Raw genomic sequence first — 26,994 nt, forward strand, 5'->3', positions numbered from 1 at the left:
TCTTATTGAACAATGTATGTATTGAAGACGAAGGGGTTTTTTAGTTTTGGACGATTGGAAGCTCTCTTAGACTTATCACATCCTGAACTGTTAGAAACTGCTACCGAAGAAGATTCACAATACTAAAGGGTACAAGAAGAATACCAAAACTTATTAGAGGTAATAACGGGTATAGTAGCGGGTAGTTGATAACATTATGCTTTGTATAATGAATGCGGATTAAAAAATTATTCAGTTACATCCTACCACGATCATACCGTACATATACTTTGCGGGAAATTACTAGTAACAATGGAATAATTAGTGGTTTTATTTGTATAAAAAGAACATTGGGTCTTTAATTAAACGACTAAATTAATTTCTTTCTTACAAAAATACTGAATTTAAGCGCATTTAGAGAATTAACGGTTTTAGGATTCATCTTTTTATGACCGGTTATTTAAATAGAAAAAACTGTTTGTAAACTAGGGGAACCCAACAGCGCCTCATGTGTTGCCAAATACACTCCGCACATTGTGAAGCGGTCGCGTGGTTGGAGTTGGTATAATAGAAAAGCAGTTGATATAGAAAAAATCTATACCATCTGCTTTTTTGTTTATAAAAATACCATTCAGGACCGATTTTAGTTAAAATAAACATTGCCGATTTTCACAATAGTTTTTCACAAATTATAAATGTCCAAATGTACTTGTGTTTGATAATAAGTTATTAAGCATGATATAAGTGTAAAAGAAGTGGAACATTTGGCTTTATATTTTTTGACCGAGAGTTTGAAGTTGTATCCATAGTGAGAGGATTTGAGTTTGAAATGATAGATAATTTTTGGCGTGATTTACCACGACCATTTTTTGTACTTGCACCAATGGAAGATGTGACAGATGTTGTTTTTCGTCACGTAGTAAGTGAAGCCGGTCGACCGGATGTATTTTTCACAGAGTTTACAAACTCGGATAGCTATTGTCATCCAGAGGGTATGAAAAGTGTGCGTGGCCGTTTGATTTTTACAGAAGATGAACAGCCAATGGTGGCACATATTTGGGGGGATAATCCCGAATATTTCCGTCAAATGAGTATTGGCATGGCAGAGCTAGGATTTAAAGGCATCGATATTAATATGGGCTGCCCTGTACCGAATGTGGCATCGAGAGGGAAAGGTAGTGGCCTTATTCTGCGTCCAGACGTTGCGGCAGAACTTATTCAAGCAGCAAAAGCGGGCGGACTGCCTGTCAGCGTGAAAACACGACTTGGCTATAAGGATGTAAATGAGTGGGAGGAGTGGCTAACGCATATTTTAAAACAGGATATTGCGAACCTTTCTATTCATTTACGTACAAGAAAGGAAATGAGCCAAGTAGATGCGCATTGGGAGCTAATTCCGGAAATCAAAAAATTACGTGACCGTATCGCACCAAATACGCTACTAACAATCAATGGAGACATTCCTGACCGTCAAACTGGGCTGCAGCTTGCTGAACAATATGGTATTGATGGCGTTATGATCGGGCGAGGTATTTTTAAAAATCCTTTTGCTTTTGAAAAAGAGCCAAAAGAGCATAGCAGTAAAGAATACCTTGATCTTTTAAGACTGCAGCTTGATCTTCAAGATCAATATGCGGAAGCACTGCCACGTTCAATCACAGGGCTTCATCGCTTTTTCAAAATTTATGTCAAAGGATTCCGTGGAGCTGGTGAATTAAGAAATCAATTGATGAACACGAAATCAACAGATGAAGTGCGTGCATTGCTTGATAACTTTGGAAAAGAATGTTGATGGGACGGGGACAGTGAAATGATGTAACTCTCAAAAAGTTAGAGAAAAAATGAATCACATCAACTCATGTGTACTTATTTTATTCAGTTTCAAGTTCCTTTGCAGCCGACAACTTTTGTTTTGATAAAGTCTGTTTTCTGAAAGAAAAAGGTCTTAAGAATGTAATAAACCCACCAGCACCCTTGTGTTGCCACATACACTCTGCACATGTGGAGTGCGTAGCGCAACTCACTTTAAAAGAAGGCAAATAACAGCGCAGAGTATCGCAGCAGCGTACTCATACAATCCAGATATTATCGCCGACGGGCCAACGGGAAACTTTAACGATGACATCAAAGAAAACATCATGAATATACTATCGCGATCAGTTATGATGACAGCATTATGTGTAAATTTTCGTCAACCTTTCAAAACTGTTTCAGCCTATGCCAATGAACTGTGGAGGTTGAGTGCGGGAAGCTTTCTTTCGTAAAATAAGTTCGGGACAGAAAATGGGCAGTGTTTTTGAGAAATCAAAGCACTGCCTTTTCTTTTAGTCAACGCTGCAGGCTATTTTTCACGCATTAACGGGCAGTAGGACCCCCACTTCAAAACTTAGCCTATTCGAAGAAGTTTAAGTGGGGGAAGCCGTAAAAGCCTGATTGGTTCAACTAACCATCAGTGGGGAATGAAAGAAAACCCCCACTGATGGAAGTTTCACTTTATGGCAAGCATGATTCATGGAGATGTACTTGAATTTACGATATCGCAGCAATGTCTTTGTTTGCTACTTTCTGGTTCTGTACAAATGGCAGCATTTTAATGGTGGTGGCGGGAGGGAGTTTTGCAAGCCCACTTCCGGGTTTAACAAATATGGACCAGATCCATAGGCGCAATGAAAGAGACAAGAATGAATCAAAAAATCATTTCAATCTTCCCTCAGACTAAAGGTTTTTTGGGGGTTTTTGGTATGAATTTCACAAATATTAATTCAGGTAAAACTATAAAACATGTCTTTAAAGTGTTAAAGTATTAATTTAGTGGGTATTAGCTAAAAAGTGAAAAGTTTTTGTATTTTTGGAAAGTGTTGAGGATACAATCTTAAGGACTATTCTTGGTGATACTACTATATTTAACATTATAAGGGTTGAAATTTAGAGCATTTTAGAGAATACGCTTTGACTGCTGTGCAAATAGTCAATATTTTAGGAGGTTTAACGATGAGTATGAATAATAATGATATATTAATTAGATTAAGATATGCTCTGGATATAAAAGATACAGATATGGTAGAGATATTTAAACTTGGTGGTATTGAAGTAACAAAAGCAGAAGTGCTAAAGATGCTCACAAAATCAAAAGACAGTTACCATAATGAAGATGACAATGATGGTGATATAGATGAAAATGACGACGTGATAAAATGCAATAATAGTATGTTAGAGTCATTTTTAAATGGCTTTATTATTTTTAAAAGAGGAAAACAAGATCCAAAGCCAGGGCAGCCTGATAGACAAGCGATGTCTTTAAAGAATAATGAAAGTGTTAATAATCTCATTCTAAAGAAATTGAAAATAGCACTAGCATTAACAAGTGAGGATATGCTTGATATATTAGACGAAGTAGGAGTCATTGTAACAAAAGGAGAACTAAGCGCTTTATTAAGGAAAGAAGGCCATAAGAATTATAAAGAGTGCGGTGATAGATACGCAAGGAATTTCTTAAAAGGATTAGCTGTAAAATATAGGGGATAATGGTATTAATGGATACTCTAGGTGATTAAATGATACATACACACTCAGGTGAGACAATTAGTTTTACTATAAATTACAAAAAGCGTAAATCCATGGGCATTTATATAGATGTTTATGGAAATGTTGAAGTCCAGGCTCCTAAAGGGACACCTGTTGAATGCGTGCTTCAATTATTAGAGGAAAAATGGGGTTGGATTCAGCAAAAATCAAAAGAAATGAAGGATAGAATGCTGGGGCCGAAGGAGAAGGTTTATGATCATGGTGAGAACTTTCTTTATTTAGGAAACGCATATCCCATACAGATCTCTCAAGATATAAATATCGAGCAAGACCATGTGGTGTTTGAAGGGGATAAGTTACATATATATGTGAAACAACTTGAGGATGAAAAAATAAAACAAGCCTTAAAACGATTTTATTATCAGCAGTGTAAAGCGTTAGTAGAGAAGAGTATTCAGTCCTATCAAAGCAACTTTAAAATAAAACCACGTTCTATCCGTATTTCTGATAATAACAGTACCTGGGGAACTTGTGATTCAAAGCTGCAGTTAACATTTAATTGGAAGCTGGCAATGGCACCGCTGAAGGTGATCGACTACGTAGTCGTTCACGAAATGTGCCATATGGTCCATCTAAATCACGATCGATCCTTTTGGCGTCTTGTTGGAAAAATAATACCCGATTATAAGGAACTGGAACACTGGTTAGCATTATCAAGTTGGAAAATGACTGTTTAGCAGTAGGCATCATTACAATATATCGCATAAACCCAATAACCACGCAGCAATATGATGTGCTTTTAAGAAAAAGGATATGTTCCCTCATACAGCAGGAGCTGTGTGGGGGAATTGTATTTTATCAAGGCTTTTGTGCTAAGATTATAAAGAGCTAAACTAAGGAGAAAACAATGAACAACTACAAATTGATAATTCAATATGATGGCGGACGCTATAAGGGCTGGCAACGGCTCGGTAATGATGAAAATACAATTCAAGGAAAAATAGAAAATGTATTATCAGAGATGGTAGGAAAGAAGATCGAAATCATTGGATGCAGCAGAACAGATGCGGGTGTACATGCTCTTGCTCAAATAGCCAATTTTAAGATCGATGAGAATCTGACTGAATCTGAAATCAAGAATTATTTGAATAGATATTTGCCCCAAGACATCAGCATTACCCAGGTTATGTCAGTTCCTGAACGTTTTCATGCCCGGTATAACTCCAAGGCTAAAACCTATGTGTATAAGATCTGGAACGAGGAGCATACAAATCCTTTCATGCGAAAGTACAGTATGCATATTGAGCAAAAGCTGAATATGGAAAGAATGAAAAAGGCATGTCAATATTTTATAGGTGAACATGATTTTACTGCTTTTTCAAATGCCAAGTCTAAGAAAAAGTCCATGGTTCGTGAAATATATTCTATTGATATAGTGGAAAATGGCGGCTTCATCCAAATTAGAGTGCGAGGTAATGGATTTCTTTATAATATGGTTAGAAAGATTGTCGGAACGTTGATAGAAGTCGGATCAGGTGAAAGAGACGCTGAAGACATACCGAGAATTTTAGATTCAAAAGACCGAAGCCAGGTGAGTTGTCTTGCTGAGGCAGGTGGGTTGCACTTGGAAAAGATTGATTTTTAGACACGTATGGATGCAGGCGTTTTGATAACTGCCAAAGGATAGGTCATTTTTGTTTGCAAACTGATGTAATTTATGTTGTTGGTGAAGCGTATATAGCCGCCAAATAAACGCGATATGAGAAAGATGTAACGTGGGATTATATGGTTGGATAATTATTATGTTTGATCCAATTCAGTAAGAACAGTAGGTTAAGATAGAAATTAAGTGTAGATCTATATAAGTGTTTCGAATAATTTCCATATTTTCATTTGTTTTGCAACCAAATCTGTCGCGCATATTAAGGTCGCACGGCGGTTCCATTGGATCAGGCAGCCTGACAAAAAGCCGGGGTAAGGGTGATCCTTCTTTTTCATACTATACATGACATTTATCATGCTTTGTCCATGACACGTATGACTACAAGGTTTAATTTCTTCCCTTTATAATTTGAGATAACAAGGATGAAGGGAAATAAAAGATGACAATACAAAAACAAAAGAATTTAAGGAAACAAATGGCCCCTTATGAAAAATCTGATACATGGCACAGTGTAAGGCAGCTTATCAACACCTTGGTGCCTTTTATTATGCTCTGGTTTCTGGCTTATCAAAGTCTGTCGATTTCGTATGTACTTACGTTAGCTTTGGCAGTGATTGCAGCTGGCTTTCAGATACGGATTTTTATCATTTTTCATGACTGCTGTCATCACTCCTTTTTTAAGAATCGGACTGCTAATAAAATCATCGGAACAATAACAGGTGTTTTAACCTTCTTCCCGTATAATCAATGGCAGCACAGCCATTCTGTTCATCACGCAACCAGCAGTAATTTGGACAAGCGGGGGACGGGGGATATATGGATGCTGACAGTAGAGGAATATATAGCATCGCCGTTTTGGACTCGAGTAGCATATCGGATGTACCGCAATCCGTTTGTCATGTTTGGATTAGGCCCGATTTACGTGTTTTTGATTACCAATAGATTTAACCGAAAAGGCGCCAGATTGAAGGAACGTATGAACACCTATATCACAAATCTAGCTATCGTTGCTTTGGCAGCCGTGCTTTGCTGGGCGCTGGGATGGCAGGCTTTCCTTTTGGTACAAGGCCCAATTTTTCTTATTTCAGGATCTATGGGAGTCTGGCTGTTTTACGTGCAGCACACATTTGAGGATTCGTACTTTGAAGAAGATGCAGATTGGGAATATGTAAAAGCAGCGGTGGAAGGGAGTTCTTTCTATAAGCTTCCGAAGCTTCTGCAATGGCTCACAGGAAGCATCGGCTATCACCACGTTCACCATTTAAGTCCAAGGGTACCTAACTATAAACTTGAGACTGCGCACAACGATACGGAACCTTTACAAAATGTGCCGACCATAACTTTAGCTACAAGCTTGAGTTCATTAAAATTCCGCTTATGGGACGAGCAAAACAAAAAGTTTGTAGGGTTTAAAGATATAAAAATTCCATCAGAATTAAGGAGTGTCTCAGTTCAGCCTAAGCCTAGGTTATAAAGGCAACGTTCAAATCCACCATACACATTACTCAGAGAGAGGCCGCAATCGGGCCTCTTGATTTGTGATTAGAGAAGTGGGGAGAGGACATGAACGAACACAAAGTGGTAAGATGGATAGGAAAGCAAGATTTGCGTGAAGTATGCAAAATCGAAAAAGAGGTTTCGTTCATGATTAAAAAATATATGACATTCCAAAAGAATAATGGGATTTCTCCTTATATTTGGACTATTCTTTGCATTTTACCATTTTACTTTATTTTTCAATCCTCCTCCATGATCAAAATAATTGTAGGGATTTTACTTACAATTTTATTTTTTATCTTTTACCGAATTGCCTTTGTTTCCAAAGGATGGCCCGTTTATTTGTGGACGCTCATTCTGATCGGTATTTCGATTACAGCGACCAGCCTTTTCAGCTATGTGTACTTTGCTTTTTTCCTGGCTTACTTTATAGGCAATATAACAGACCGCATCGCCTTTATCACATTATACTTTGTTCATTTAATCAGCACATCCACCTCGATAAACTACAGCATCGTAACGCAGGATGAGTTGTTCTTAACGCAATTGCCGTTCGTAATCATCATTTGGATCAGCGTCATCCTTCTCCCATTCAACATTCAAAACAAGAAAGAGAGAGGTCAGCTCGAAGAAAAGCTGGAGGATGCCAACAAGAGGATTTCTGAGCTGGTCAAATTGGAGGAGCGGCAGCGGATTGCCCGTGACCTTCATGATACACTGGGACAAAAGCTCTCCCTAATTGGTCTGAAGAGTGATTTGGCGAGGAAGTTAATTTATAAAGATCCCGAGCAAGCGCATAATGAATTGAAAGACGTTCAGCAGACCGCAAGAACTGCGTTAAGTGAAGTAAGAAAGATGGTATCTTCCATGCGCGGCATTAGATTGAAAGAGGAAATTCTTCGTGTCAAACAAATAATCGAGGCAGCACAAATTAACCTTGTGTGTGACCAAGAATTCACACTAACGAATGTTTCCCTGCTAACCGAGAATATTCTAAGCATGTGTTTGAAGGAGGCTGTAACCAATGTTGTAAAACACAGCGGGGCCACTTCCTGTTGCATTTCCATTGAGCAATCGTGGAAGGAAATTGTTATTACCATACGGGATGACGGGACCTTCAAGGGTGCGGAAGAAGACTTAGCTAAAGGCCACGGACTGATCGGAATGAAAGAACGTTTGGAATTCATAAACGGCAGCCTGGAGATTATGACAAAAGAAGGAACAGCCTTAATCATAAGAGTACCGAATGACGTCAAGCAGACAGATAAGGAGAAACTTAAATGATTACAATAGTTATTGCTGAAGACCAGCAAATGCTGTTGGGAGCCTTTGGTTCACTACTCAATTTGGAAGAAGATATGAAAGTGGTTGGAAAGGCCTCTAACGGAGAAGAAGCCATAGCTCTCGTACGGAAATTCCAACCCGATGTCTGTATCATGGATATTGAAATGCCCGGAAAGAGCGGACTCGAGGCAGCTGAAGAGCTTAAGGGGCTAAACTGTAAAGTTATTATTTTAACGACTTTCGCCCGTTCCGGTTATTTTCAACGTGCTTTAAAGGCTGGTGTCAGCGGCTATTTGTTGAAGGACAGTCCCAGCGAAGAGCTGGCAAGCTCGATACGCAGCGTAATGGCAGGCAGACGAATTTATGCACCAGAACTTATGGACGATGTTTACGGTGAAGAAAATCCCCTTACTGATCGAGAAAAAGAAGTGTTAGAGCTCGTAGCTGATGGAAAAAACACAAAAGAAATCGCTGATCAGCTCAGTATAAAAACAGGAACGGTCCGAAACTATATTTCAACAATATTGGATAAGTTGGAAGTGAAAAACCGTATAGAAGCAATTACCCAGTCCAAAGAAAAGGGTTGGTTTAAATAAGGCATTGCAAATCCTATATAAAGTATTTTTGCTTTATAAGCCTATTTATATAAACTAAATAGAATAGGTATAGAACCTTTAGTTAAAAGGTGTGTTGATGATACTTATATATAAATGATTTATAATTTCGACATATGGAATACTGTTCACTACTTGTGAGAAAAGACGATTAAATCAGATGTAATAGTGAGCTAAATGCCCTTCCCTTATGGGAGAAGGGCTATTTGCATTGAAAATGTTTAAAAGGAAATACTCACGTCATTTTGAGGACATTCTCCCTGTCACCGAGCCGTTTATAATCCGATTTAGGCAGTTTATTATCCAAAATTCGTTTCATGCATCTAAACGCCGAACCTATAAATCAGTTATATATACTTTGGTTTAATATATTAAATTGCACCAAAAATACTAAACCAAACTATCAATCATGCTTTTTTTGTAGTTTTCTTTTCGTTTTCTTAAAATTCACTTAATTTGAAATTTACATAGAAGGAGTACTATTGACATTGAAATGATTATACAAAAAGAGGAGATGTTTTTAGATGAAACGCGGTAAATTACTAGCAGCATCGTTCGCTACCTTTCTTATAGGGACAACCTCTGCCTTTGCAGCATACTCAAATTTCGTTGGTCCGCATGAAGACGGAACAGGTGTGATCCCTCATGGATGGACTCTTACCCCTTCTGGTAAACAAGTAACGCTTGGCGATTTTCCAATGGGAGGTGCATTAAGTCCCGATCATCGTTATCTCATTGTTTCTAATGATGGACAAGGTGAACAATCTCTTCAAGTGGTTGACGTTGAGACCCAAAAAGTTGTACAGACCATTCCTTACAAGTCTCCTGAATCCCTCTATTTAGGACTCGCCTTCAGCCCTGACGGAAAAACAGTATATGCTTCCGCAGGCGGAAATAACAAAATCCGTGTATTTGGATTTCAAAATGGCATACTCACTGAACAATCTTCGATATTACTTACAGATACCAACAAAACCAACTTCTATCCGGGGGGAATTTCCGTTTCAAAAGATGGTAAATCCCTCTTTGTTGCCAATAATTTAAACCATTCGGTTTCAAAAGTTGATCTTGTTACAAACCAAATTACAAAAACGATCCCCGTTGGAAAAAATCCATATACAGCTTTTTTAAGCAATGATGGAAAATCACTTTACGTCAGCAACTGGGGTGAAAGTAGCATCAGTGTTGTTGATCCGGAAAACTTGACTGTCAAAAAGACAATTCCCGTCGGGCTGCATCCAAATGCGATCATCGAAAATCCAACGGACGGCATGATGTATATTTCCAATTCTGATAGTGATACGATTTCCGTTATTGACCCTCAGCAACAAAAAGAAATCAAAACGATTTCACTAAGCCCGTATAAAAAAGCACCGATAGGAAGCCAGCCTAATGCACTTTCCATAAGTTCTGATGGAAATACTTTGTACGTCACCAATGGAGGAAATAACGATGTGGCAGTAATTGATCTTAAAAGAGGAGAAGTGAAAGGATTAATTCCTACTGCATGGTATCCGAGTGGTGTGTATTCATATGATGGAAAATTGATGGTTCTTAACGCAAAGGGCCTTGGAGCTGGTTCGAACCGGGAAGGACAATATATCGGAAATATGATGAAAGGAACAATGTCATTCATCAATGTTCCGGATGAGCAACAGCTGAAGAAATACACAAAACAAGTTGAAAAGAATAATGAAATATATAAACCAACAGGATTTAGTGCAAGCGACAAATTCCCGATCCCGCGTTTTGAAAATCAAGAATCGCCGATTAAACATGTCATCTATATCATTAAGGAAAACCGAACGTATGACCAGGTATTTGGCGATATGGGAAAAGGAAACGGCGATCCGAGCTTAACCGTATTTGGTAAAGAGATTACACCTAATATCCATAAGTTGGCCAATCAATTCGTTTTACTGGACAACTTTTATGCCAACGCGGAAATCAGTGCACAGGGTCATAACTGGTCTACAGCCGCGCAGGCCAATGACTATGTGGAGAAGAACTGGCTGGCCAACTACTCAGGCCGTAATCGCGGCTATGACTTTGAAGGAGATAATACAGCCGCTTATCCAAAGGCAGGATTTTTATGGAATAATGCGGCTCGCTCAGGTGTTTCCTTCAGAAGTTACGGTGAATTCGTGAGTTATGACAAAAATACAGGTAAATACGTTCCGACTGATTCAAGTATGGGCAATAATTATAATCCGGATTTCCCTGGTTATAACCTTGATATTTCTGATCTCACTCGCTTTGATGTGTGGGCAAAAGAGTTCCAGCAATACGTAGATAATGGAAGTCTGCCGCAGCTGCAGATCGTTCGCATGCCTAACGACCACACATACGGAACAAGGCCCGGCAAACTCACCCCGGAAGCTATGGTGGCACAAAACGACTATGCGATTGGAAAACTTGTAGATATGGTAAGCCATTCTCCTTATTGGAAAAACACAGCTATTTTTATTACCGAAGATGATGCTCAGAACGGATGGGATTCTATTGATGCTCATCGAACAACATCGCTTGTTATCAGCCCTTATACACAAATGGGCAAAGTAGACAATACCCAATATGATACAACATCAATGATTCGCACAATGGAAATGATTTTGGGCATGAAACCAATGGCGCAATATGATGCTTCAGCTGTTCCGATGATCAATTCATTCACGGACAAACCAAAATTTACACCTTATAAGGTTGAAGAGCCAACATATCCGCTTGACCGTAAAAATGGGGAAACTGCACCGATGGCGCAAGAGTCCAAACAAATGGACTTCTCAGGGGCTGACCATGCGGATTCAGAAAAATTGAACAAGATTCTTTGGAAAGCAACAAAAGGAAACGAAGATTATCCTCAGAATCACAGCAATCAGAATAAATAAAACCCGAATAAATAAGCAGAAATACAGCCCCCTCTAAAAGGGGGCTGATTATTTAATATCTTTTATCCAAATTCTATTAACCTAATACTTTTAAAAGGCGGGCTTTATTTCTATGATAAGATTGATTGAAGGAACCATGAAACGGTCTATTTTGATACTAACGTGCATTATCCTGATTTTGGCCTGGGGTGCAATGTCGGCGTTTCAGATGCAGCGCGATTACCTCCCACCTATTAACAATACTGCGCTTATGGTAACTATTCAAGCAGACAACTATCAAGCTGATCAAATCAAAGAAATGATTACTACAAAAGTCGAGGAAGCTGTCCGAGCTGTTGATAAGCTTGACTATATTGAAACGAACTCGTTTGACGGCGGTGTAATGGCCAGCTTATATTTTCCGAGTCATACTGATATGGAAAAGGCTGAAAATGAGGTAAGGGCAGCCGTTGATAAACTCCTTTTACCGAACGATGCAAAGAAACCTCTGATTACACGGGTCAGTACCAGCTCATTTCCCGTCATGCGATTAAGTTTGATGAGTCATTCAGAAAAAATGGACGAAAATTTGTTACGAACATCTATTCAGGATAAAGTGGTCAAAGAAATCAAACGTGTACCGGGAGTGCAGGAAGTGCGTGTCACTGGTGCCGGGGACATCGGGTATTTGTTGACTATTAATACGGATACCCTTCAAAAATATAGCTTAACAATAAAAGATATTCAACATGCTCTTTCTTCGGTTCATCCGATTTGGCCGCAAGGAAATATTGCACCAAATGGTTTTTTATCAATGCCGATTCGCGTCACGGATTGGTCAATCAATAGTGATGACCTTAAAAACATAAAGATTCCCGTTCAAGGAGGAGAAGCGGTAACCTTAGAAAAAGTTGCAAAAGTTGAAAGAAGTATTTTAGATTTACAAACAATCTCACGAACTGGAGGAAAACCAAGTGTTCTGCTGGATGTATTAAAAACTCCTTCTTCCAACATTACTGATGTGACAGAACGGATAAACGAACGAATCAAAACAATTCCAGAAATCAAGTCGCAAGAAGCTCATCTTTCTATTTTATTGGATCAGGGAAAAGAGGTTCACTCCGCTTTAAAAGGTTTGATCAAAGAAGGATTATTGGGCACCTTGTTTTCTGTCATCTGTGTGTTGTTATTTTTCAGAAATTTCCGTTCAACATTGATTATTGCGCTGTCCCTGCCGATCTGTCTTCTAGCTGCAACGACTATACTGAAAGCTGCCGGTGTTAGTCTGAATATCTTAACAATTTCTGGATTAATTGTTGCAATGGGCCGAGTGGTTGATGATTCGATTGTTGTTATTGACAATATGTACCGAAAAATAAGAGAAGACAGCGACAAAGTGACTGTAAGGCAGCTAGCGAATGGTGTTGCTGAAATGATTCCAGCGATTGTTTCATCCACAGCGACAACTATAGCAGTCTTTCTTCCGATTTCGATTATCGGAGGGATGATTAGTTCTGCTTTTTCTGGATTTGCCTGGTCCGTTGTAATCGCCCTTGTGGCATCACTCGTTGTGTCTATTATAGTCGTTCCTGCGGTTTCTCATTTATTGTGGAAAAAACGGCCTGTTATGAAGCCAGCTGAAATAGAGCCAGCGGCACGAAAAATACTGCAGTGGGCATTCTTGAGGAAGAAAGTAATTGTGACACTTACTCTCGTGTTATTTGTGATGACGCTTGCTGAGGCATTTTTTCTGCCAGTTAATTTTTTTCCAAGAGCAAATTCGAAAGATGTAGCGATACAAATAGAACTTCCTGAGAATGCATCACTTTCTGATGTTGATGCGGAAGTGAAAAATATTGAAACAATCCTAAAAAACAATTCAAAGGTAGAATCATTTTCTTCAAGTCTCGGTTCGACTTTTACACCAATGTTTGATGATGTCTTTGATGAAGGCGGCGGCTGGCTGCAAAAGCAGAATATCGCCAATATCTCTGTTGGCATAAAGCCGAAAATCAATATAGATTCATTCACGAAAGAACTTAGACAACAATTTAAAACACTATCAACATCAGCCGTATACACGGTTTCCAATCAAAATATTTCAGGAGATGATTCCCGCTTAAAGGTAATTTTAACTGGGGCTGATCATCACACACTCGAAAAAGCAGCAATTTTAGCGAGAAGTAAATTGCAGATGATCCCAGGTCTAAGTATTGAAGGAACGGCTAATGATCCTGATACGCCTCTGAAACATTATATTTCACTCAATCAGGAAAAAATTCAGCGTTTGGGAGTAGATGCCGATGAAGTGTTCAATAGAATCAATAGTTATTTATCGCAAGACGTCAGGATGGGCGTTCTTTCCGGTCATCAGGAAACTCTTATTGCCCTTCAGTCCGGCAGTAAAGAAAGCATAGTATCTCCTAGTGATCAGGATCCTGAAAAAACGATTCTATCAAAACTCGGCCATGAGACGTTTACTGCCAGGGATGGATCAAAAGTTACGTTAGCGGAAATTACGACATTGAAAACGAGTACCCAAACTGTTATAAGTGAGCAAGATGGCCGTCCATTTGCTGTTGTAACTGGAAATATTGTAACGAGGGATATCGGCAAGGTAACAGAACAAGTAAAAGAGGCCATGAATAATTTGGATCTTCCTTCTGGTATTCAATATTCTTTTGGAGGGATCTCTCAGCAAGTAAAGCAAATGATGATTGAGATGAGTATTGCTCTTGTTCTTTCTATGCTGCTCGTACTGATGATAGTAAGTGCAGTCTTTCGCGGCTGGCGTGCCCCAGTAGCAGTCCTCATGTGCATGCCATTGGCCTTGATTGGTTCTGTGTGGGGCATGGCGATTTTCAGAATGGAATGGAACCTTGCCGCATTAATAGGAATGATGATGTTATCAGGTATTGTTGTGACCAATGGTATCGTGTTGGTAGATAAAATTGAACGGAATTTGGCTGAAGGTGAAGAAACGAAATTAACAATATTACATGGAACCTCTACAAGAGTAAGGCCTGTTTTAATGACAGCGGGAGCTACTATCTTAACTTTGCTTCCTTTGGCTATCTCAAGTAACGGGAACACAATTATTTCACAGACACTTGGCGTTGTCGTAGTAGGCGGTATGATTAGTTCCACGCTTATCAGTTTACTGGTTATACCAATCATGTATGAATGGCTGAGCAGGAAAAAAATAAAAACAAAGACTCAGCATCAACAACAGCGTTTAGCGTAATTATTAAATGTAATCCCCTTTTAATAGGTGTTGGGCTCATATTCAAATCGCATTGAGTCATCCAGCCCATAGTTTTAAAAGAAGAAGCAGGAACCTTTCAAGGTTCCTGCTGTATTATATTTTCAGAGTAGAAGCTTATTGATGGAACAGAATAAGCTTTGTGGGATGTAGATGAGAATAAAGGTATGAATATAGGCTGAGTTGTACGTAGGCCTATTTGCTAAACGATGTATTTCATGATTACTATTAGATGAAATAACTTCCTTTTATCTGTTAAACTGGAAAAGCTGGACTTTTGAATGACTGTTAGAGAGGGTTTTTAAATGAACACTTCATTAGAAATGTTGATACATTTATTTGAACGGGCGGCGCTGCTCTTGATCTGCCTGTTTTTTATGACAAGGATTCCGAGGTTTAAGGAGTCGCTTCAAAAAGATAGACATTCTCCTGCAGAACGGCTAGTAATCACCTTTATTTTTTGCGTGTTTGCCATTTTTGGTACATACTCTGGTATTAATGTGGAAGGCTCGCTGGTGAATGTCAGGATTATCGCAGTCATGTCTGGGGGAATATTATTTGGGCCATGGGTAGGTATAATTACAGGCATTGTTTCAGGAGTGCATCGCTATTTGATTGATATTGGAGGGATCACATCGGTTCCATGCCTTATTACAAGCATAATAGCCGGCGTTGCATCCGGATACATTAATCTCAGGATAAAGAAGTCGAGGCGCTGGATTTTTGGTATAGCTGCCGGGATGATATGTGAAATCATGACAATGCTGCTCATTCTTGTCATGGCTCACCCTTTTGAGCTCGGTTTGGATATCGTCTCTAAGATTGGATTCCCTATGATCGCCGGGGAGGTCAGCATTGGGATGATCGTATTGCTTGTAATGAGTGTGGAAGGTGAGAAAGAAATGATTGCAGCAAAGCAAGCAAAGTTAGCATTGGAAATCGCTAACAAGACGTTGCCTTATTTTCGTTCTGTCAATGCGGAGTCTCTGAAAACGATTTGCATGATTATTAAAGATGATATTAAAGCGGATGCTGTAGCCATTACGGATACCCGCAATGTACTGGCATATGTTGGATTTGGGGAAGAAAGACATACGGCTGGGCAGGAAATTATCAGCGATTTGACTAAGGAGACAATTCGCAGTGGCAAAATAATGATCAGGAATAGAAGTGCTGATCATAAGATATCCCAAATTCAGTCCCTTCTCATTATGCCGTTTGAGGAGAGGGGAGAGGTGACGGGAACACTCAAAATTTATTATCGCAATGCATATAAAATGACCTATTCGTTACAGACGATGGCGATTGGGCTGTCCCAAATCATTTCCACACTGATGGAGGTATCCCGAGTTGAACAGATAAAGGAAGCAGCCAACAAGGCGGAGCTTAAGGCGCTGCAAACCAAAATAAACCCGCATTTCCTGTTTAATGCATTGAACGCTATTGCATCTACAACACGCAGAAATCCGGAAAAGGCCCGGGAATTGATTATCAATTTATCTGGCTATATGCGCTACAATTTGGAGATAAATGATGAATTGATTGATATACATAAAGCTCTAAAGCAGGTTCGTGATTATGTTGAAATTGAGAAGGCCCGCTTTGGCAACCGTCTGCAGGTGGAATACGATATTGACGAAGTTTCCGTGCGCATTCCGAGCTTGCTCATTCAACCGCTAGTAGAGAATGCAATTAACCATGGCATATTAAAAACAAAAGGCCCGGGGATTGTCACTATTACTGTAAAGGATATGGAAGACAAAGTACGAATAAGTGTGAAGGATACAGGAGCGGGAATTGAGGAAGAAGTAGTTAATAATCTGTATCGTGACGATGTCCCAGTAAAACAAATCGGCTTGTACAACGTACATCAGCGGGTGAAACTCATCTATGGGGAAGGACTTGTCATTCACCGATTATCACCTGGAACAGAAGTTTATTTTGATATAGCGAAGGAGATAAAATGAAAGCGATAATTGTTGAAGATGAAATACCAGCTCGTGAGGAACTGGAGTATCTCATTAGTACATATAGCGAAATCGAAGTGACGGATTTCTTTGATGATGGATTAGATGTATTAAAATTTTTGCAAAGGCAGGAAATAGATGCGATTTTTCTGGATATTAATATCCCTTCACTTGACGGTATGCTGTTAGCCAGCAATATTAATAAGTTTGCGAAGAAACCTTATATTATTTTTACGACTGCATACAAAGAACATGCAGTTCAAGCTTTTGAACTTGAAGCCTTTGATTATATTCTAAAGCCTTATGACGAGAAGCGGATTGCAGCGATGCTGAGCAGGCTGGAATCTGCTTATAAACGTGACCGGGTTGAAATAAATCATCAAGGCGCTGCAAAAACTGCCATTTCAGAACCGCGCATACATGAAGGGGAGGTCCTTCCGGGAGCTGCCAGCCGAATAAATTTGAGGAAAAATGAAAAAATTATTGTGACCGATGTGAACGATATTTATTATGCTGCCGCTAATGAGAAGATTACGTTGGTGTATACTCGGCAGGAGGAGTACACGATGCCGATGAGCATATCAGAGTTTCATTCACGTCTGCCGCAGGACCTTTTTTTTCGCTGTCATCGCTCCTATTCTGTCAACTTGTCCAAGATCAGTGAAATTGTTCCATGGTTTAACCAAACATACCTATTGCGTCTTACGGATCTTGATGCGGAAGTTCCAGTAAGTAGAAGTAAGGTAAAAGCGTTTCGACAGATAATGCGGTTATGACCACAATTCATTCCGAAATATAGGCATTTCATTCTGGAAACGATTCCAATTCTTTTTTCGGAGGTATAATTTTTAAAAGGCAACTAAACAAGGGTTGCTGACAATAGAAAATAATCTTTTTGTGGGTAACTAGATTATATACCGAAATGAAAAGAGGAGATCGAAGTGAAATTGGACAAAGGCAATCGATGGCTTATCGTGTTGGGGACTATTATCGTACAAATGGGGCTAGGTACAATCTATACTTGGAGCTTGTTCAACCAACCGTTAGTAGAACGCTTTGATTGGAAGCTGAGCTCCGTTGCTATTACGTTCTCTATTACGAGTTTCGCGTTGGCTTTTGCGACTTTGTTTGCTGGTAAGCTGCAAGATAGATGGGGGATTCGACGTTTAATTGGATGCGCTGGTATTGTAATGGGAGCAGGGCTAATACTCAGTTCACAAATTTCGTCATTATGGATGCTCTATATTTTAGCAGGTGTTGTTGTGGGGTACGCGGACGGTACGGCTTACATTACATCATTATCTAATCTTATCAAGTGGTTTCCTGAGAAGAAAGGACTTATTTCCGGAATATCCGTTGGTGCATATGGTACAGGGAGCTTGCTGTTCAAGTATATTAACGCCTCACTTATTCAATCGGTAGGCGTTTCTCAAGCCTTTTTATATTGGGGATTAATCGTAATGGCCATGGTCGTAGGCGGGTCATTCCTAGTGAGAGAGGCGAAGATAAGCAGTGAAGCCCAAACGCTTAAAGAAATACAGAAGAAAGACTATACAGTCAAAGAAATGCTGAAAACAAAGGAAGCATACCTATTATTCGTGATATTTTTCTCGGCTTGTATGAGCGGCTTATACCTAATTGGTATTGTGAAAGATATTGGTGTCAGTTTGGCTGGACTAGATATTGCAACCGCAAGTAATGCAGTTGCATTAGTAGCCATTTTTAATACAACTGGCCGGATTGTGCTCGGAGCACTATCAGATAGATTCAGCCGTTTGAAAGTGGTATCAGGTGCACTTTTGGTGACAGCAGTCGCAGTAACAATATTAAGTTTTGCGAAATTGAATTATGGCTTGTTCTTCGCCTGTGTAGCAGGAATTGCTTTCTGCTTCGGAGGCAATATTACCGTATTTCCTGCAATCGTAGCTGATTTCTTTGGCTTGAAAAACCAAAGCAAAAACTATGGCATCATATATCAAGGCTTTGGGTTTGGAGCTTTGTCTGGAGCTTTTATCGCTGCTGCACTCGGCGGATTCGTACCGACCTTCATGCTCATTGCAATATTGAACGTCATCTCATTGCTAATTGCTATGAATATAAAGGCTCCGAATCAAGGGGCACCTCAAAGGAACCGCGAAAAAATGCGCAGCATGAGACCAGATACTAAAGCTGGATAATATAGGTGATTTATTTTAGAGCCTTCCACATCATTGATGAGGGAGGCTCTTTTCAGGTTGCGGCAATCTAATAGAATGTATTTCTTCCACACGCCATTATAAAGCCCGCTAGCAAGGGGGAGAAGCGGTAACCTTAGAAAAAGTTGCAAGAAATATTTTAGATTTACAAACAATCTCACGAACTGGAGGAAAACCAAGTGTTCTGCTGGATGTATTAAGAACTCCTTCTTCCAACAAAACAGAATTCTATAGTAGTGCGTACAAGTACACTTTTCTGAACATTACCCGTCATGGAAACTATATTATCCTTTGTAGCTTTTCTTATGATTCTTTTGCTTGATGTATTCATTTAAGTTTTCTGCCAATAAAAGATAACAGGGAAAGGTTCGCCCTTTCCCTGTTATCTTTTATTTTTTGCACTTTCTGCTATTTAAATTATTTGTAATCTTTCCTATGAAAAATAAAGTTCGAGAAGCAGGCGTTTCTTAACGTACAAAACGGCCCTTATGGTTTGGGTTGCAGTTTATACAAGCCAAAACTCATTAAGGGCCAGGGTGGTTGTTATTTATCAAACCTATTGTATTTTGATTTTATGTCTCCAGAAGGCAGTCCAGAGATGTAGCCAACTCCGCCAGTCTCTTGAATACCTATGCCTTGTTTCATCGCTTCTTCTAATTTAGCTTTGTCGACGGCTGTAATTTGTTTGCCCTCAAGATCTTCACCTGGATGCTGATAGTTGCTTAAGATATAACGGAAGTCGTTAGCATCGTCAACCGCTCTTAATCCTGTTGCCTCCGCTCCAACAGTAACGGAAAGAATTCTTGATAGCTTCTTGGTTTTAACGTTATAAGCCCATACAAAGTTATTCGTGTGCATGGAGCTGTCTTCTCCAATGAATAACGTGTTTAGATCGTTTGAGAAAGTTAGGTTATCAGGATTCGCTACTTTGTCTGGTGCAGCTGTATTTCCGTAGGCATCTGGCGTTTTTAAATCTTCTCCAACAATAAGTCCTTTCATGCTAGTAGGTACGAATCCACTTTCGATGTAACGGCCGCTCTTGTCTTTTTGTCCTCTGCCTAAATCTATCTGGTAGGTTACGCCGGAATTAATAACGGGCAGCTGAATATCGTCTTGAACACTTCCTTCTTGTTTTTGCATGCTGCCACTTTGATAGGACATCGCAACATACGCTTTTTTATCTTTTTTATTGACGGCGATGCCTTCCATTTTATTAAATTCGGCGGTTGCACCTAATATAGCGCCATATCTGCGAGACTCTAGGAATGCAGCTGCTTTTTCCATTCCGGGTTTTACTTTAAGGTACTCGACGTTTTTATTTGCGGATGTTTTGATTGCCGTATAGCCAGCGGTAGGCTGAGTTGCTGTATCAAAAATATCACTAAATTTAGTACCTTTATCAATGATGGATTTCACTTCTTTATCGGTTGAATGGCCAAGCTTAATCCATTCTAAATTTCCTGCTCCGCCATTTTCAGTACTTGTTTGTTTAAATTTAGCCGCGTATAGCGTTCCTGCAGAAAAATCTTTCTTTTTATCCACCACATACATAAATATCATGGTATTTCCGCCGTCATCACCAAATATTGCAGTTTGATTGTCAGGTAAAACCTGCATCAATTCGTGAGAAAATCTTCCTGTACTATAGTGTTTAACAACGGAAGGTTCTCCATGTGCATTGACGGAGATTTCAGGAATCCAGCCATAAAAGTAAGGATTTGCTTTAGACTTATCACCGAAGTAGTAGTTAGCAAAGTTCGTAACAGCTTTATAAGAACTAGAGGAAGGGTCTTCAAATGAGCGTGCATCTGGTTCATATTCTTCTGAACCAAGATGAGTGTTCCATTCTGTTGTAGTTCCATTACATGGAGTCCATAGCCCATTCACGTTTGAAAAATCAATTTTTTTGGAATTATTAACAGTTAGTTCGCCAGTTTCCTTATTTTGATCGACTTGAGTAAGCGTCATGGATGCCGGCAGACCAGAAATTGATTTTCCTGCATTATCTATTGAATCATATTCATAATGAGAAATAATATAAGATTTTCCAGCGATCGTAATGAAGCTATTGGAGTCAGGTGCATCAGACACAAAATAAGAAGGCTTGTCCGGAATACTTTTATCAACAATAGGATTCCCTTTAGCATCAATAGGGGTACCAGCTGGAATCATTTCGCCTTTATTTTTTACAATTTTATCTTTTGATAAAAAAAGCTGCTTGTAATCAAGAGGAGTTTCTTTAACACTGCCATCTTTATAAGTGATCTTTACCGTAGCATCCGTATAAGTTTTGACCATGCTTTCAATAGTACTTGGAGCTTTCATGGAACTGAATTCAATACTTTCAATTTGCTTATGTTTTTCAGATTTAGAATCATGATCAAAATCGGACGCAAAAGCGGGAATGGAAGCAGAAGCCAGTAAAGCCATAGAAAGACCAATTGAAACCGTTTTTTTCATGAGTGTTTGATTCCTCCTAACATTTTTTACAATTTTATTAAAGCATTAAACTGTTGAGAGGATGTTAATAAATACCATCTATTGTTGAGGATTTATTAAAATTAGGCTACATTTATATAATAATTCGTTGAATAAAAGCAAACCTTTTAATAGATTAGTTGTGGGGAAGCATCCCATAAATGACGCAAGTTTTTTGGAATATGTTGCTTGTATAGTTTTTACAGGGTAATCAAGGCAGAAAGTTAAGTACACTTGCTGCCTTTTTTATTTTGCGTAGAGAGAAATCTTCAACTCTCATTTTAGCTCCGAGGACAGATCAATTTGGCTGGAAAATAGGTATTTGACTCAGGACGATAGCCGGGCGTGATTCATATTTTGTTGAGGAGGGTATTCGAAGTATTTGGCGGATTTACCTGTTACGTAATTGTTTCTTAAATTATTTTTGCTTTGTTCTTTTTGGTTTTTGATTTAATTTATGGAACAATTTGTTAATTTAATATAAGGAGGTTGTAAAAATGTATAATTTTCAAGACGAACTCCAAGCATTAAATCTTGCCGATTTCCAGGTGAGCCAGACGGTTCCGTGGGACACCCAAAATCAGTACTACACTGACGCGACTCGAATTCGTTGTGGAGGTTGCGGAGGCTGTTTCCGTTGTTTCCGTTGTGGAGGTTGCGGAGGTTGTTTCCGTTGTTTTAGCTGCTTCCAGTGTAGTGGCTGTGCCCGTTGTTTCTAGTTACCTAACAAAAACTATGGTTGCCTAAGGAGAAGTGATTACCCCTGCATCCGTTGTTGCAGGGGTTCTTCTCTATAAGATTAGACATAAGGGACAAATTGCAATACATAAATTATAGTGAAAGAAATGATGCATGTTTGAAGTTCATGGTGAAAAAGGTTCTTTATGTAGTTTCAGAATTAGTATTATCCAAACTTTAATTTATGACGAGGGTGGCTTTCGCTTTGGCAAAACCCAGACATGCAGGAAGGTACAGCAAAAAAATTCAGTAAAGCCCTCAAAAAGCATATAAAACTAAAATGCGAAACCTCTGTAAAATCAAGGGGTTTCGCATTTTTATGCAATCGATGAGACAGCTGCCGCCATATTGAGAATGTAATTATCTTGTTTTTGTTTTGAACGGTTCTGCGAAGACCTAATAAAAATAGGTATTTGAATCAGTAACAATGCCCAAGCATAGGTCATATTTTGTTGGGGAGAGTTATTCGAAGTATTGTTAGATTCACCTGTTGTCCAGTTGTTTTTCTGATTATGTTTGTTCTGTTCCCGTTTCATGTTGATGGCACACTTTATTAATTTACGGAGGGTATGAAAATGAATAATTTCCAAAATGAACTTCAAATGTTGAATATTGGTGATTTCCAAGCGAGCGAGGCAGTTCCTTGGGACCAAAACCAGTACTATGTTGATCAAGCTCGACGTTGCGGAGGTTGTTTCCGTTGCGGAGGTTGTGGAGGCGGTTTCCGTTGCGGAGGTTTCCGTTGCGGAGGTTGTGGCGGCTGTTTCCGTTGTGGAGGTTGTGGAGGTTGTTTCCGTTGCTTTGGCTGCTTTAGTTGCTTTTTTGGCTTTAGTTGCTTTTTTGGCTTTGGCGGCTTTGGGTTCTAAATTCTAATAAAAACTATGAGAGCCCTACTGAGTTGTTGTAGGGCTTTTCCCTATGGGATTAGACATAAGAGACAAACTGGGGTACATAGGATGATAGTGAAAGTGATGATGCAGATTTGAGAACAGCTCACGGGTAAGGAGGAGCGGAATGACAAATTTGACCCCTTCTATGCGTCTGAAAGTGAAAAGGGACACGTTTTTTCTCCCTGATCCAAACAGCGGTGTGTATTTTCGGAACAACTTAAGTTCGTTCCATATGGAAGGCAGTGCGATTGATCAGTGGATTGAAAAGCTGATACCAATGTTTAACGGGGAGTATACGTTAGGTGAGTTGACTGACGGGTTGCCAGGCCCTTATCGGGATCGGATATACGAAATTGCAGAAGTGCTGTATCGAAACGGCTTTGTTCGGGATGTGAGCCAAGACCGTCCGCATCAATTGGCAGATCAGGTTTTTAAAAAGCATGCTTCTCAAATCGAATTTTTGGACAGTTTCGGCGATTCGGGTGCGTACCGTTTTCAAGCCTATCGCCAGGCCAAAGTGTTGGCAGTTGGCTCAGGTCCTTTTTTTGTGTCGTTGGTTTCTGCGTTGATTGAATCCGGATTGCCCAAGTTCCATGTGCTCATCACGGACTCGGTACCGACCAATAGGCGGCGGTTGATGGAACTGGCGGTACATGCTCGTAAAACAGACCCCGAGGTGGCGGTAGAGGAGGTCATCCTGCAGAAGGCGAGAGAGAGTTCTTGGCGGGAGATTATACAGCCGTTTGATTCGATTTTGTATGTATCGCAGGAGGATGATGTAGAGGAATTGCGGGTTCTTCATGCCGTTTGCAGGGAAGAGAAGAAGGTGTTACTCCCTGCTATATGTCTACAGCAGATGGGTCTAGCGGGTCCGTTAGTGCACCCAGACTCTGATGAGGGCTGCTGGGAGTCCGCGTGGCGCCGTATACACCAATCTGTGCTTTGTAAAGATCGGCAGTTACCTACCTTCTCTTCCACAGCAGGAGCGATGTTGGCCAATGTGATCGTGTTTGAATTGTTTAAAGAGGTTACAGGAGTGACCGAATTGGAACAGAAGAATCGATTTTTCCTGCTTGATCTGGATACGTTGGAAGGAAACTGGCATTCGTTTATGCCCCATCCGTTGGTGACCGGACGTGCGTCGGCCGAATGGGTTCAAGATTTCGATATGCGCCTTGAACAGAGCTCGAGCAGAGATGAGCCGAGTGAATTGCTCCTTTATTTCAGCCAGTTGACATCGGCGGAATCAGGAATTTTCCATACTTGGGAGGAGGGGGAATTACATCAGCTGCCGCTAGCTCAGTGCCGCGTTCAGGCAGTCGACCCGTTGTCGGAGGGACCGGCTGAGCTGTTGTCAGACATTGTCTGTACAGGTTTGACGCATGAGGAGGCGCGGAGGGAAGCGGGGCTAACCGGGATTGAAGCGTATGTGTCACGAATGGTCGGTTTACTCGTTCCGACGCTGCCTTCTCATCAGGAAGTAGATGGTAGTATGGTAGAGCCACAGGAATTCGTCGGCGTCGGAACGGGAGAAACGGTTGCAGAAGGAGTTTGCCGCGGGTTGCAAAGGTGTTTGGATGAGAGGCTGAACGAGCAACAGGCCAATCGAAAGAATCTTGTTGCCCCGGTACAGTTAGGTGAGGTAGAAGATGAACGCTGTCGGTTTTATTTGCAGGCATTGACCACGATGAAGGGAACACCGATGATCGGCTTGGGAGAGGAAGTGTCCGGTTTCCCTGTGGTATGGGTTGGTACGAGCGACGGCTGGTATAGCAGTACAGGTTTGAATATAACAATGGCGCTGCGGAAAGCGTTACAACAGGCACTTATAGAAACGCAAAACCAAGCGGCCGCGACGCAAGCGTTGGAGGTTTCGTCCGTGCTTATAGAAGAAACGGTGCCGCTAAATCTTGTGATCTCCGCGTGTGAAGAGACGGCACAATCCGAGGTTTTGCAGTCTGCTATGCAAGTCTTGGAACGGAACCGCAAGCGGATCTTGGTTTTCGAACTAGCGCTGGAACCGTTTTTGAAAGAGGAACTGGCAGGGGTGTTTGGTGTGTTGCTGCGAGAGGAGGGATCACGGTGAGCGCTGTCGTGATGGTTGTCGGAGAAGGAGAATTGGCGGACTGCGTGTGCGGAGAACTGTCCCCCAGATACCAAGTAGTTCGTCAGGCCGATTTCGAGGCAGGAGTACCGGAAACGACTGATTTGGCTCTGGTGTTGCAAGATGCCTGGAATCCTTCTGTTCATCAAAAGGCGGAAGAGGTGTTGCGGTCAACCGGCATTCCTTGGCTGCGAGGCTTTGTTTCATTTGGTGAAGGCGTAATCGGGCCGCTCGTTCGCCCGGATACGCCGGGGTGCTCTCAGTGTGCGGATATGCGACGTCTCATGGCAGGACGCGACCGTAGAGAGATGTGGGAGATGCAACAGAAGCTTGCAGCGCACGGAGGAACGCAGCGTGATGTATGGGCATCGCGTACGGGAATTTTGCAGATGGCCCACCTGCTCGAGGCGGAGGTACAGAGAATATTGCAAGGTGATCAGGCTCACTCGGAAGGACGGGTATTTTTAATCAATCTGAAAACATTGAAGAGTTCATGGCATTCTTTTCTGCCTGTCCCGTTGTGTCCGGCTTGTAGTCGATTACCTGACGATTCACCGACCGCGGCTCGAATTTCGCTGCAACCAAGCCCGAAGATCAGCACCGACAGTTACCGCTGCCGTTCAATAGATGATTTGAATAAAGTCCTAGTCAAAGACTATCTGGATCATCGGACTGGCCTTTTGAATGGTAAAATGTATGACCTCACGCCGCCATTTGCCGATGCAAGTGTCAATCTGCCTTTGGTCATGGGAGACGAGGGAGCAGCAGGCCGGACTCATTCATACGCGGTAAGCGAGTCGACTGCCATTTTGGAAGGCTTGGAGCGGTACTGCGGTCTGGCGCCCCGTGGCAAACGGACAGTTGTCCATGACAGCTTCCGCAATCTGGAAGATCAAGCGCTCAATCCTATCAAGGTAGGCGTACACGCAAAGGAACAGTATGCGCAGCCTGGTTTTCCGTTCAAACCCTTTGATCCTGACCGCTCAATTAATTGGGTATGGGGCTATTCGTTTTTGCAAGAGCGCCCAATTTTGGTTCCAGAGTTGTTCGCTTATTACAGCTTGGGCTGCGGGCATGGCTTTGTCTATGAAACTTCTAACGGATGCGCGTTAGGCGGGAGTTTGGAGGAGGCCATTTTTCACGGTATTTTGGAAGTGGTGGAGCGTGATTCGTTCCTGATGACTTGGTACGCGCAGCTGGCCCTCCCGCGTCTTGACCCTTATTCCGCTAACGACCAAGAATTGCAGTTGATGGTCGATCGTGTGCGGGCGGTGGCGGGATATGATCTGCATTTGTTTAACTCGACGATGGAGAACGGAATTCCAAGCGTTTTGGCGATAGCGAAAAACAGGAAGCAAAAGGGATTGAATATCATCTGTGCGGCCGGAGCCCATCTGGACCCGGTACGGGCGGTGAAAAGCGCGGTTCACGAGTTGGCTGGCATGATGCTGACGCTTGATGAGAAATTTGAGGCGAACCAGGAGGAGTGTGTGCGAATGTTGCAAGATTCTTCCCTGGTGCAGAAGATGGATGATCATAGCATGCTGTACGGTTTGCCGCAAGCAGAGGAGCGCCTGCAATTTTTGCTGGACGATAATCGTCCGTTGCGAACGTTTGACGAGGAATTTAAGCAGAAGGCAAGGCATGCAGACCTGACCGATGATCTGCAGGACATTCTTCAGGTGTTTCACCGCTTGAACCTCGATGTGATTGTGGTGGACCAGACGACATCGGAAACTATACGAAACGGACTGCATTGTGTGAAAGTGCTGATTCCGGGGATGTTGCCGATGACATTTGGGCATCACCTTACCCGTGTAACAGGGTTGGAGAGGGTGTTGAGAGTGCCTGTGGAACTCGGGTATGCAAAACAACCGCTGACACTTGAACAGCTCAATCCGCATCCGCATCCGTTTCCATAAGCGGTGACT

18 protein-coding genes are annotated in these 26,994 nt (G+C 41.1%); 16 read left to right on the forward strand and 2 right to left on the reverse strand.

The window, feature by feature from the left end; all coding sequences use genetic code 11:
* The first annotated feature begins 808 nt into the window (after positions 1-808).
* From H540_RS0105630 to H540_RS0105690, 12 genes are all read left to right on the forward strand, one after another.
* A complete protein-coding gene (locus H540_RS0105630) occupies positions 809-1,771 on the forward strand; it encodes a tRNA dihydrouridine synthase (protein WP_028399801.1) in 963 nt (320 codons plus the stop codon).
* A 1,199-nt stretch (positions 1,772-2,970) separates the two neighbouring features.
* Entirely contained in the window at positions 2,971-3,504 is a 534-nt protein-coding gene (locus H540_RS0105640) for a YehS family protein (protein WP_028399802.1), read from the forward strand.
* A gap of 29 nt (positions 3,505-3,533) precedes the next feature.
* Positions 3,534-4,241, forward strand: coding sequence for a M48 family metallopeptidase (locus tag H540_RS0105645; RefSeq protein WP_028399803.1), 708 nt, complete (start codon positions 3,534-3,536; stop codon positions 4,239-4,241).
* Positions 4,242-4,411: 170 nt separating this feature from the next.
* Positions 4,412-5,149, forward strand: a complete 738-nt coding sequence (gene truA / locus H540_RS0105650) for a tRNA pseudouridine(38-40) synthase TruA (protein ID WP_028399804.1) — start codon at positions 4,412-4,414, stop codon at positions 5,147-5,149.
* Positions 5,150-5,606: 457 nt separating this feature from the next.
* Positions 5,607-6,641, forward strand: a complete 1,035-nt coding sequence (desA, locus tag H540_RS0105655) for a Delta(5) desaturase DesA (RefSeq protein WP_028399805.1) — start codon at positions 5,607-5,609, stop codon at positions 6,639-6,641.
* A 170-nt stretch (positions 6,642-6,811) separates the two neighbouring features.
* Entirely contained in the window at positions 6,812-7,948 is a 1,137-nt protein-coding gene (locus tag H540_RS0105660) for a sensor histidine kinase (protein WP_028399806.1), read from the forward strand.
* Positions 7,945-8,544: a response regulator transcription factor gene (locus H540_RS0105665; RefSeq protein ID WP_028399807.1), complete on the forward strand. Its 600-nt coding sequence runs from the start codon at positions 7,945-7,947 to the stop codon at positions 8,542-8,544. Before H540_RS0105660 ends, H540_RS0105665 begins: the two co-directional genes overlap by 4 nt.
* Before the next feature lie 542 nt (positions 8,545-9,086).
* Positions 9,087-11,450: a bifunctional YncE family protein/alkaline phosphatase family protein gene (locus H540_RS29050; RefSeq protein WP_051317003.1), complete on the forward strand. Its 2,364-nt coding sequence runs from the start codon at positions 9,087-9,089 to the stop codon at positions 11,448-11,450.
* Positions 11,451-11,562: 112 nt separating this feature from the next.
* Entirely contained in the window at positions 11,563-14,673 is a 3,111-nt protein-coding gene (locus H540_RS0105675; protein ID WP_028399808.1) for an efflux RND transporter permease subunit, read from the forward strand.
* 323 nt (positions 14,674-14,996) lie between these two features.
* Positions 14,997-16,658, forward strand: a complete 1,662-nt coding sequence (locus H540_RS0105680; protein WP_028399809.1) for a sensor histidine kinase — start codon at positions 14,997-14,999, stop codon at positions 16,656-16,658.
* Complete coding sequence (locus tag H540_RS0105685; protein WP_028399810.1) at positions 16,655-17,434, forward strand: LytR/AlgR family response regulator transcription factor; 780 nt, start codon at positions 16,655-16,657, stop codon at positions 17,432-17,434. The genes H540_RS0105680 and H540_RS0105685 overlap by 4 nt, the downstream gene beginning before the upstream one ends.
* Before the next feature lie 165 nt (positions 17,435-17,599).
* Entirely contained in the window at positions 17,600-18,835 is a 1,236-nt protein-coding gene (locus H540_RS0105690; protein WP_028399811.1) for an L-lactate MFS transporter, read from the forward strand.
* 561 nt (positions 18,836-19,396) lie between these two features.
* Here the strand turns inward: H540_RS0105690 and H540_RS0105695 are convergent.
* Positions 19,397-21,313, reverse strand: a complete 1,917-nt coding sequence (locus H540_RS0105695) for a PhoX family protein (protein WP_028399812.1) — start codon at positions 21,311-21,313, stop codon at positions 19,397-19,399.
* A gap of 515 nt (positions 21,314-21,828) precedes the next feature.
* Between H540_RS0105695 and H540_RS31815 the strand changes: the two genes are divergently transcribed.
* Complete coding sequence (locus H540_RS31815) at positions 21,829-22,050, forward strand: heterocycloanthracin/sonorensin family bacteriocin (RefSeq protein WP_081415025.1); 222 nt, start codon at positions 21,829-21,831, stop codon at positions 22,048-22,050.
* Positions 22,051-22,386: 336 nt separating this feature from the next.
* On the opposite strand, the gene H540_RS0105700 is transcribed toward H540_RS31815, so the two are convergent.
* Positions 22,387-22,605 (reverse strand): hypothetical protein, encoded by a 219-nt coding sequence (locus H540_RS0105700; RefSeq protein ID WP_081415026.1) that lies wholly within the window; start codon positions 22,603-22,605, stop codon positions 22,387-22,389.
* Positions 22,606-22,644: 39 nt separating this feature from the next.
* On the opposite strand from H540_RS0105700, the gene H540_RS0105705 reads away from it, so the two are divergent.
* From H540_RS0105705 to H540_RS0105715, 3 genes are all read left to right on the forward strand, one after another.
* On the forward strand, positions 22,645-22,935 hold the full coding sequence (locus H540_RS0105705; RefSeq protein WP_081415027.1) for a heterocycloanthracin/sonorensin family bacteriocin: 291 nt from the start codon (positions 22,645-22,647) through the stop codon (positions 22,933-22,935).
* Between the two features lie 148 nt (positions 22,936-23,083).
* Positions 23,084-25,045 (forward strand): putative thiazole-containing bacteriocin maturation protein, encoded by a 1,962-nt coding sequence (locus H540_RS0105710; RefSeq protein ID WP_028399815.1) that lies wholly within the window; start codon positions 23,084-23,086, stop codon positions 25,043-25,045.
* Positions 25,042-26,985 carry a TOMM precursor leader peptide-binding protein gene (locus tag H540_RS0105715; protein WP_028399816.1) on the forward strand — a complete coding sequence of 648 codons (1,944 nt, stop codon included), beginning with the start codon at positions 25,042-25,044 and terminating at the stop codon, positions 26,983-26,985. The genes H540_RS0105710 and H540_RS0105715 overlap by 4 nt, the downstream gene beginning before the upstream one ends.
* The last annotated feature ends 9 nt before the right edge of the window (positions 26,986-26,994 follow it).

It is taken from the genome of Ectobacillus panaciterrae DSM 19096 (assembly GCF_000430785.1).
Taxonomy (GTDB): Bacteria; Bacillota; Bacilli; order Bacillales; family Bacillaceae_G; genus Ectobacillus; species Ectobacillus panaciterrae.

What these genes read in the sequence shown, in the direction of transcription:
- H540_RS0105695 (WP_028399812.1), bottom strand. Translation starts at nt 21,313, where the DNA reads ATGAAAAAAACGGTTTCAATTGGTCTTTCTATGGCTTTACTGGCTTCT.
- truA (WP_028399804.1), top strand. Translation starts at nt 4,412, where the DNA reads ATGAACAACTACAAATTGATAATTCAATATGATGGCGGACGCTATAAG.
- H540_RS0105685 (WP_028399810.1), top strand. Translation starts at nt 16,655, where the DNA reads ATGAAAGCGATAATTGTTGAAGATGAAATACCAGCTCGTGAGGAACTG.
- H540_RS0105645 (WP_028399803.1), top strand. Translation starts at nt 3,534, where the DNA reads ATGATACATACACACTCAGGTGAGACAATTAGTTTTACTATAAATTAC.
- desA (WP_028399805.1), top strand. Translation starts at nt 5,607, where the DNA reads ATGACAATACAAAAACAAAAGAATTTAAGGAAACAAATGGCCCCTTAT.
- H540_RS0105665 (WP_028399807.1), top strand. Translation starts at nt 7,945, where the DNA reads ATGATTACAATAGTTATTGCTGAAGACCAGCAAATGCTGTTGGGAGCC.
- H540_RS0105705 (WP_081415027.1), top strand. Translation starts at nt 22,645, where the DNA reads ATGAATAATTTCCAAAATGAACTTCAAATGTTGAATATTGGTGATTTC.
- H540_RS31815 (WP_081415025.1), top strand. Translation starts at nt 21,829, where the DNA reads ATGTATAATTTTCAAGACGAACTCCAAGCATTAAATCTTGCCGATTTC.
- H540_RS0105660 (WP_028399806.1), top strand. Translation starts at nt 6,812, where the DNA reads ATGATTAAAAAATATATGACATTCCAAAAGAATAATGGGATTTCTCCT.
- H540_RS0105630 (WP_028399801.1), top strand. Translation starts at nt 809, where the DNA reads ATGATAGATAATTTTTGGCGTGATTTACCACGACCATTTTTTGTACTT.
- H540_RS0105710 (WP_028399815.1), top strand. Translation starts at nt 23,084, where the DNA reads ATGACAAATTTGACCCCTTCTATGCGTCTGAAAGTGAAAAGGGACACG.
- H540_RS29050 (WP_051317003.1), top strand. Translation starts at nt 9,087, where the DNA reads ATGAAACGCGGTAAATTACTAGCAGCATCGTTCGCTACCTTTCTTATA.
- H540_RS0105700 (WP_081415026.1), bottom strand. Translation starts at nt 22,605, where the DNA reads ATGAAACGGGAACAGAACAAACATAATCAGAAAAACAACTGGACAACA.
- H540_RS0105640 (WP_028399802.1), top strand. Translation starts at nt 2,971, where the DNA reads ATGAGTATGAATAATAATGATATATTAATTAGATTAAGATATGCTCTG.
- H540_RS0105675 (WP_028399808.1), top strand. Translation starts at nt 11,563, where the DNA reads ATGATAAGATTGATTGAAGGAACCATGAAACGGTCTATTTTGATACTA.
- H540_RS0105680 (WP_028399809.1), top strand. Translation starts at nt 14,997, where the DNA reads ATGAACACTTCATTAGAAATGTTGATACATTTATTTGAACGGGCGGCG.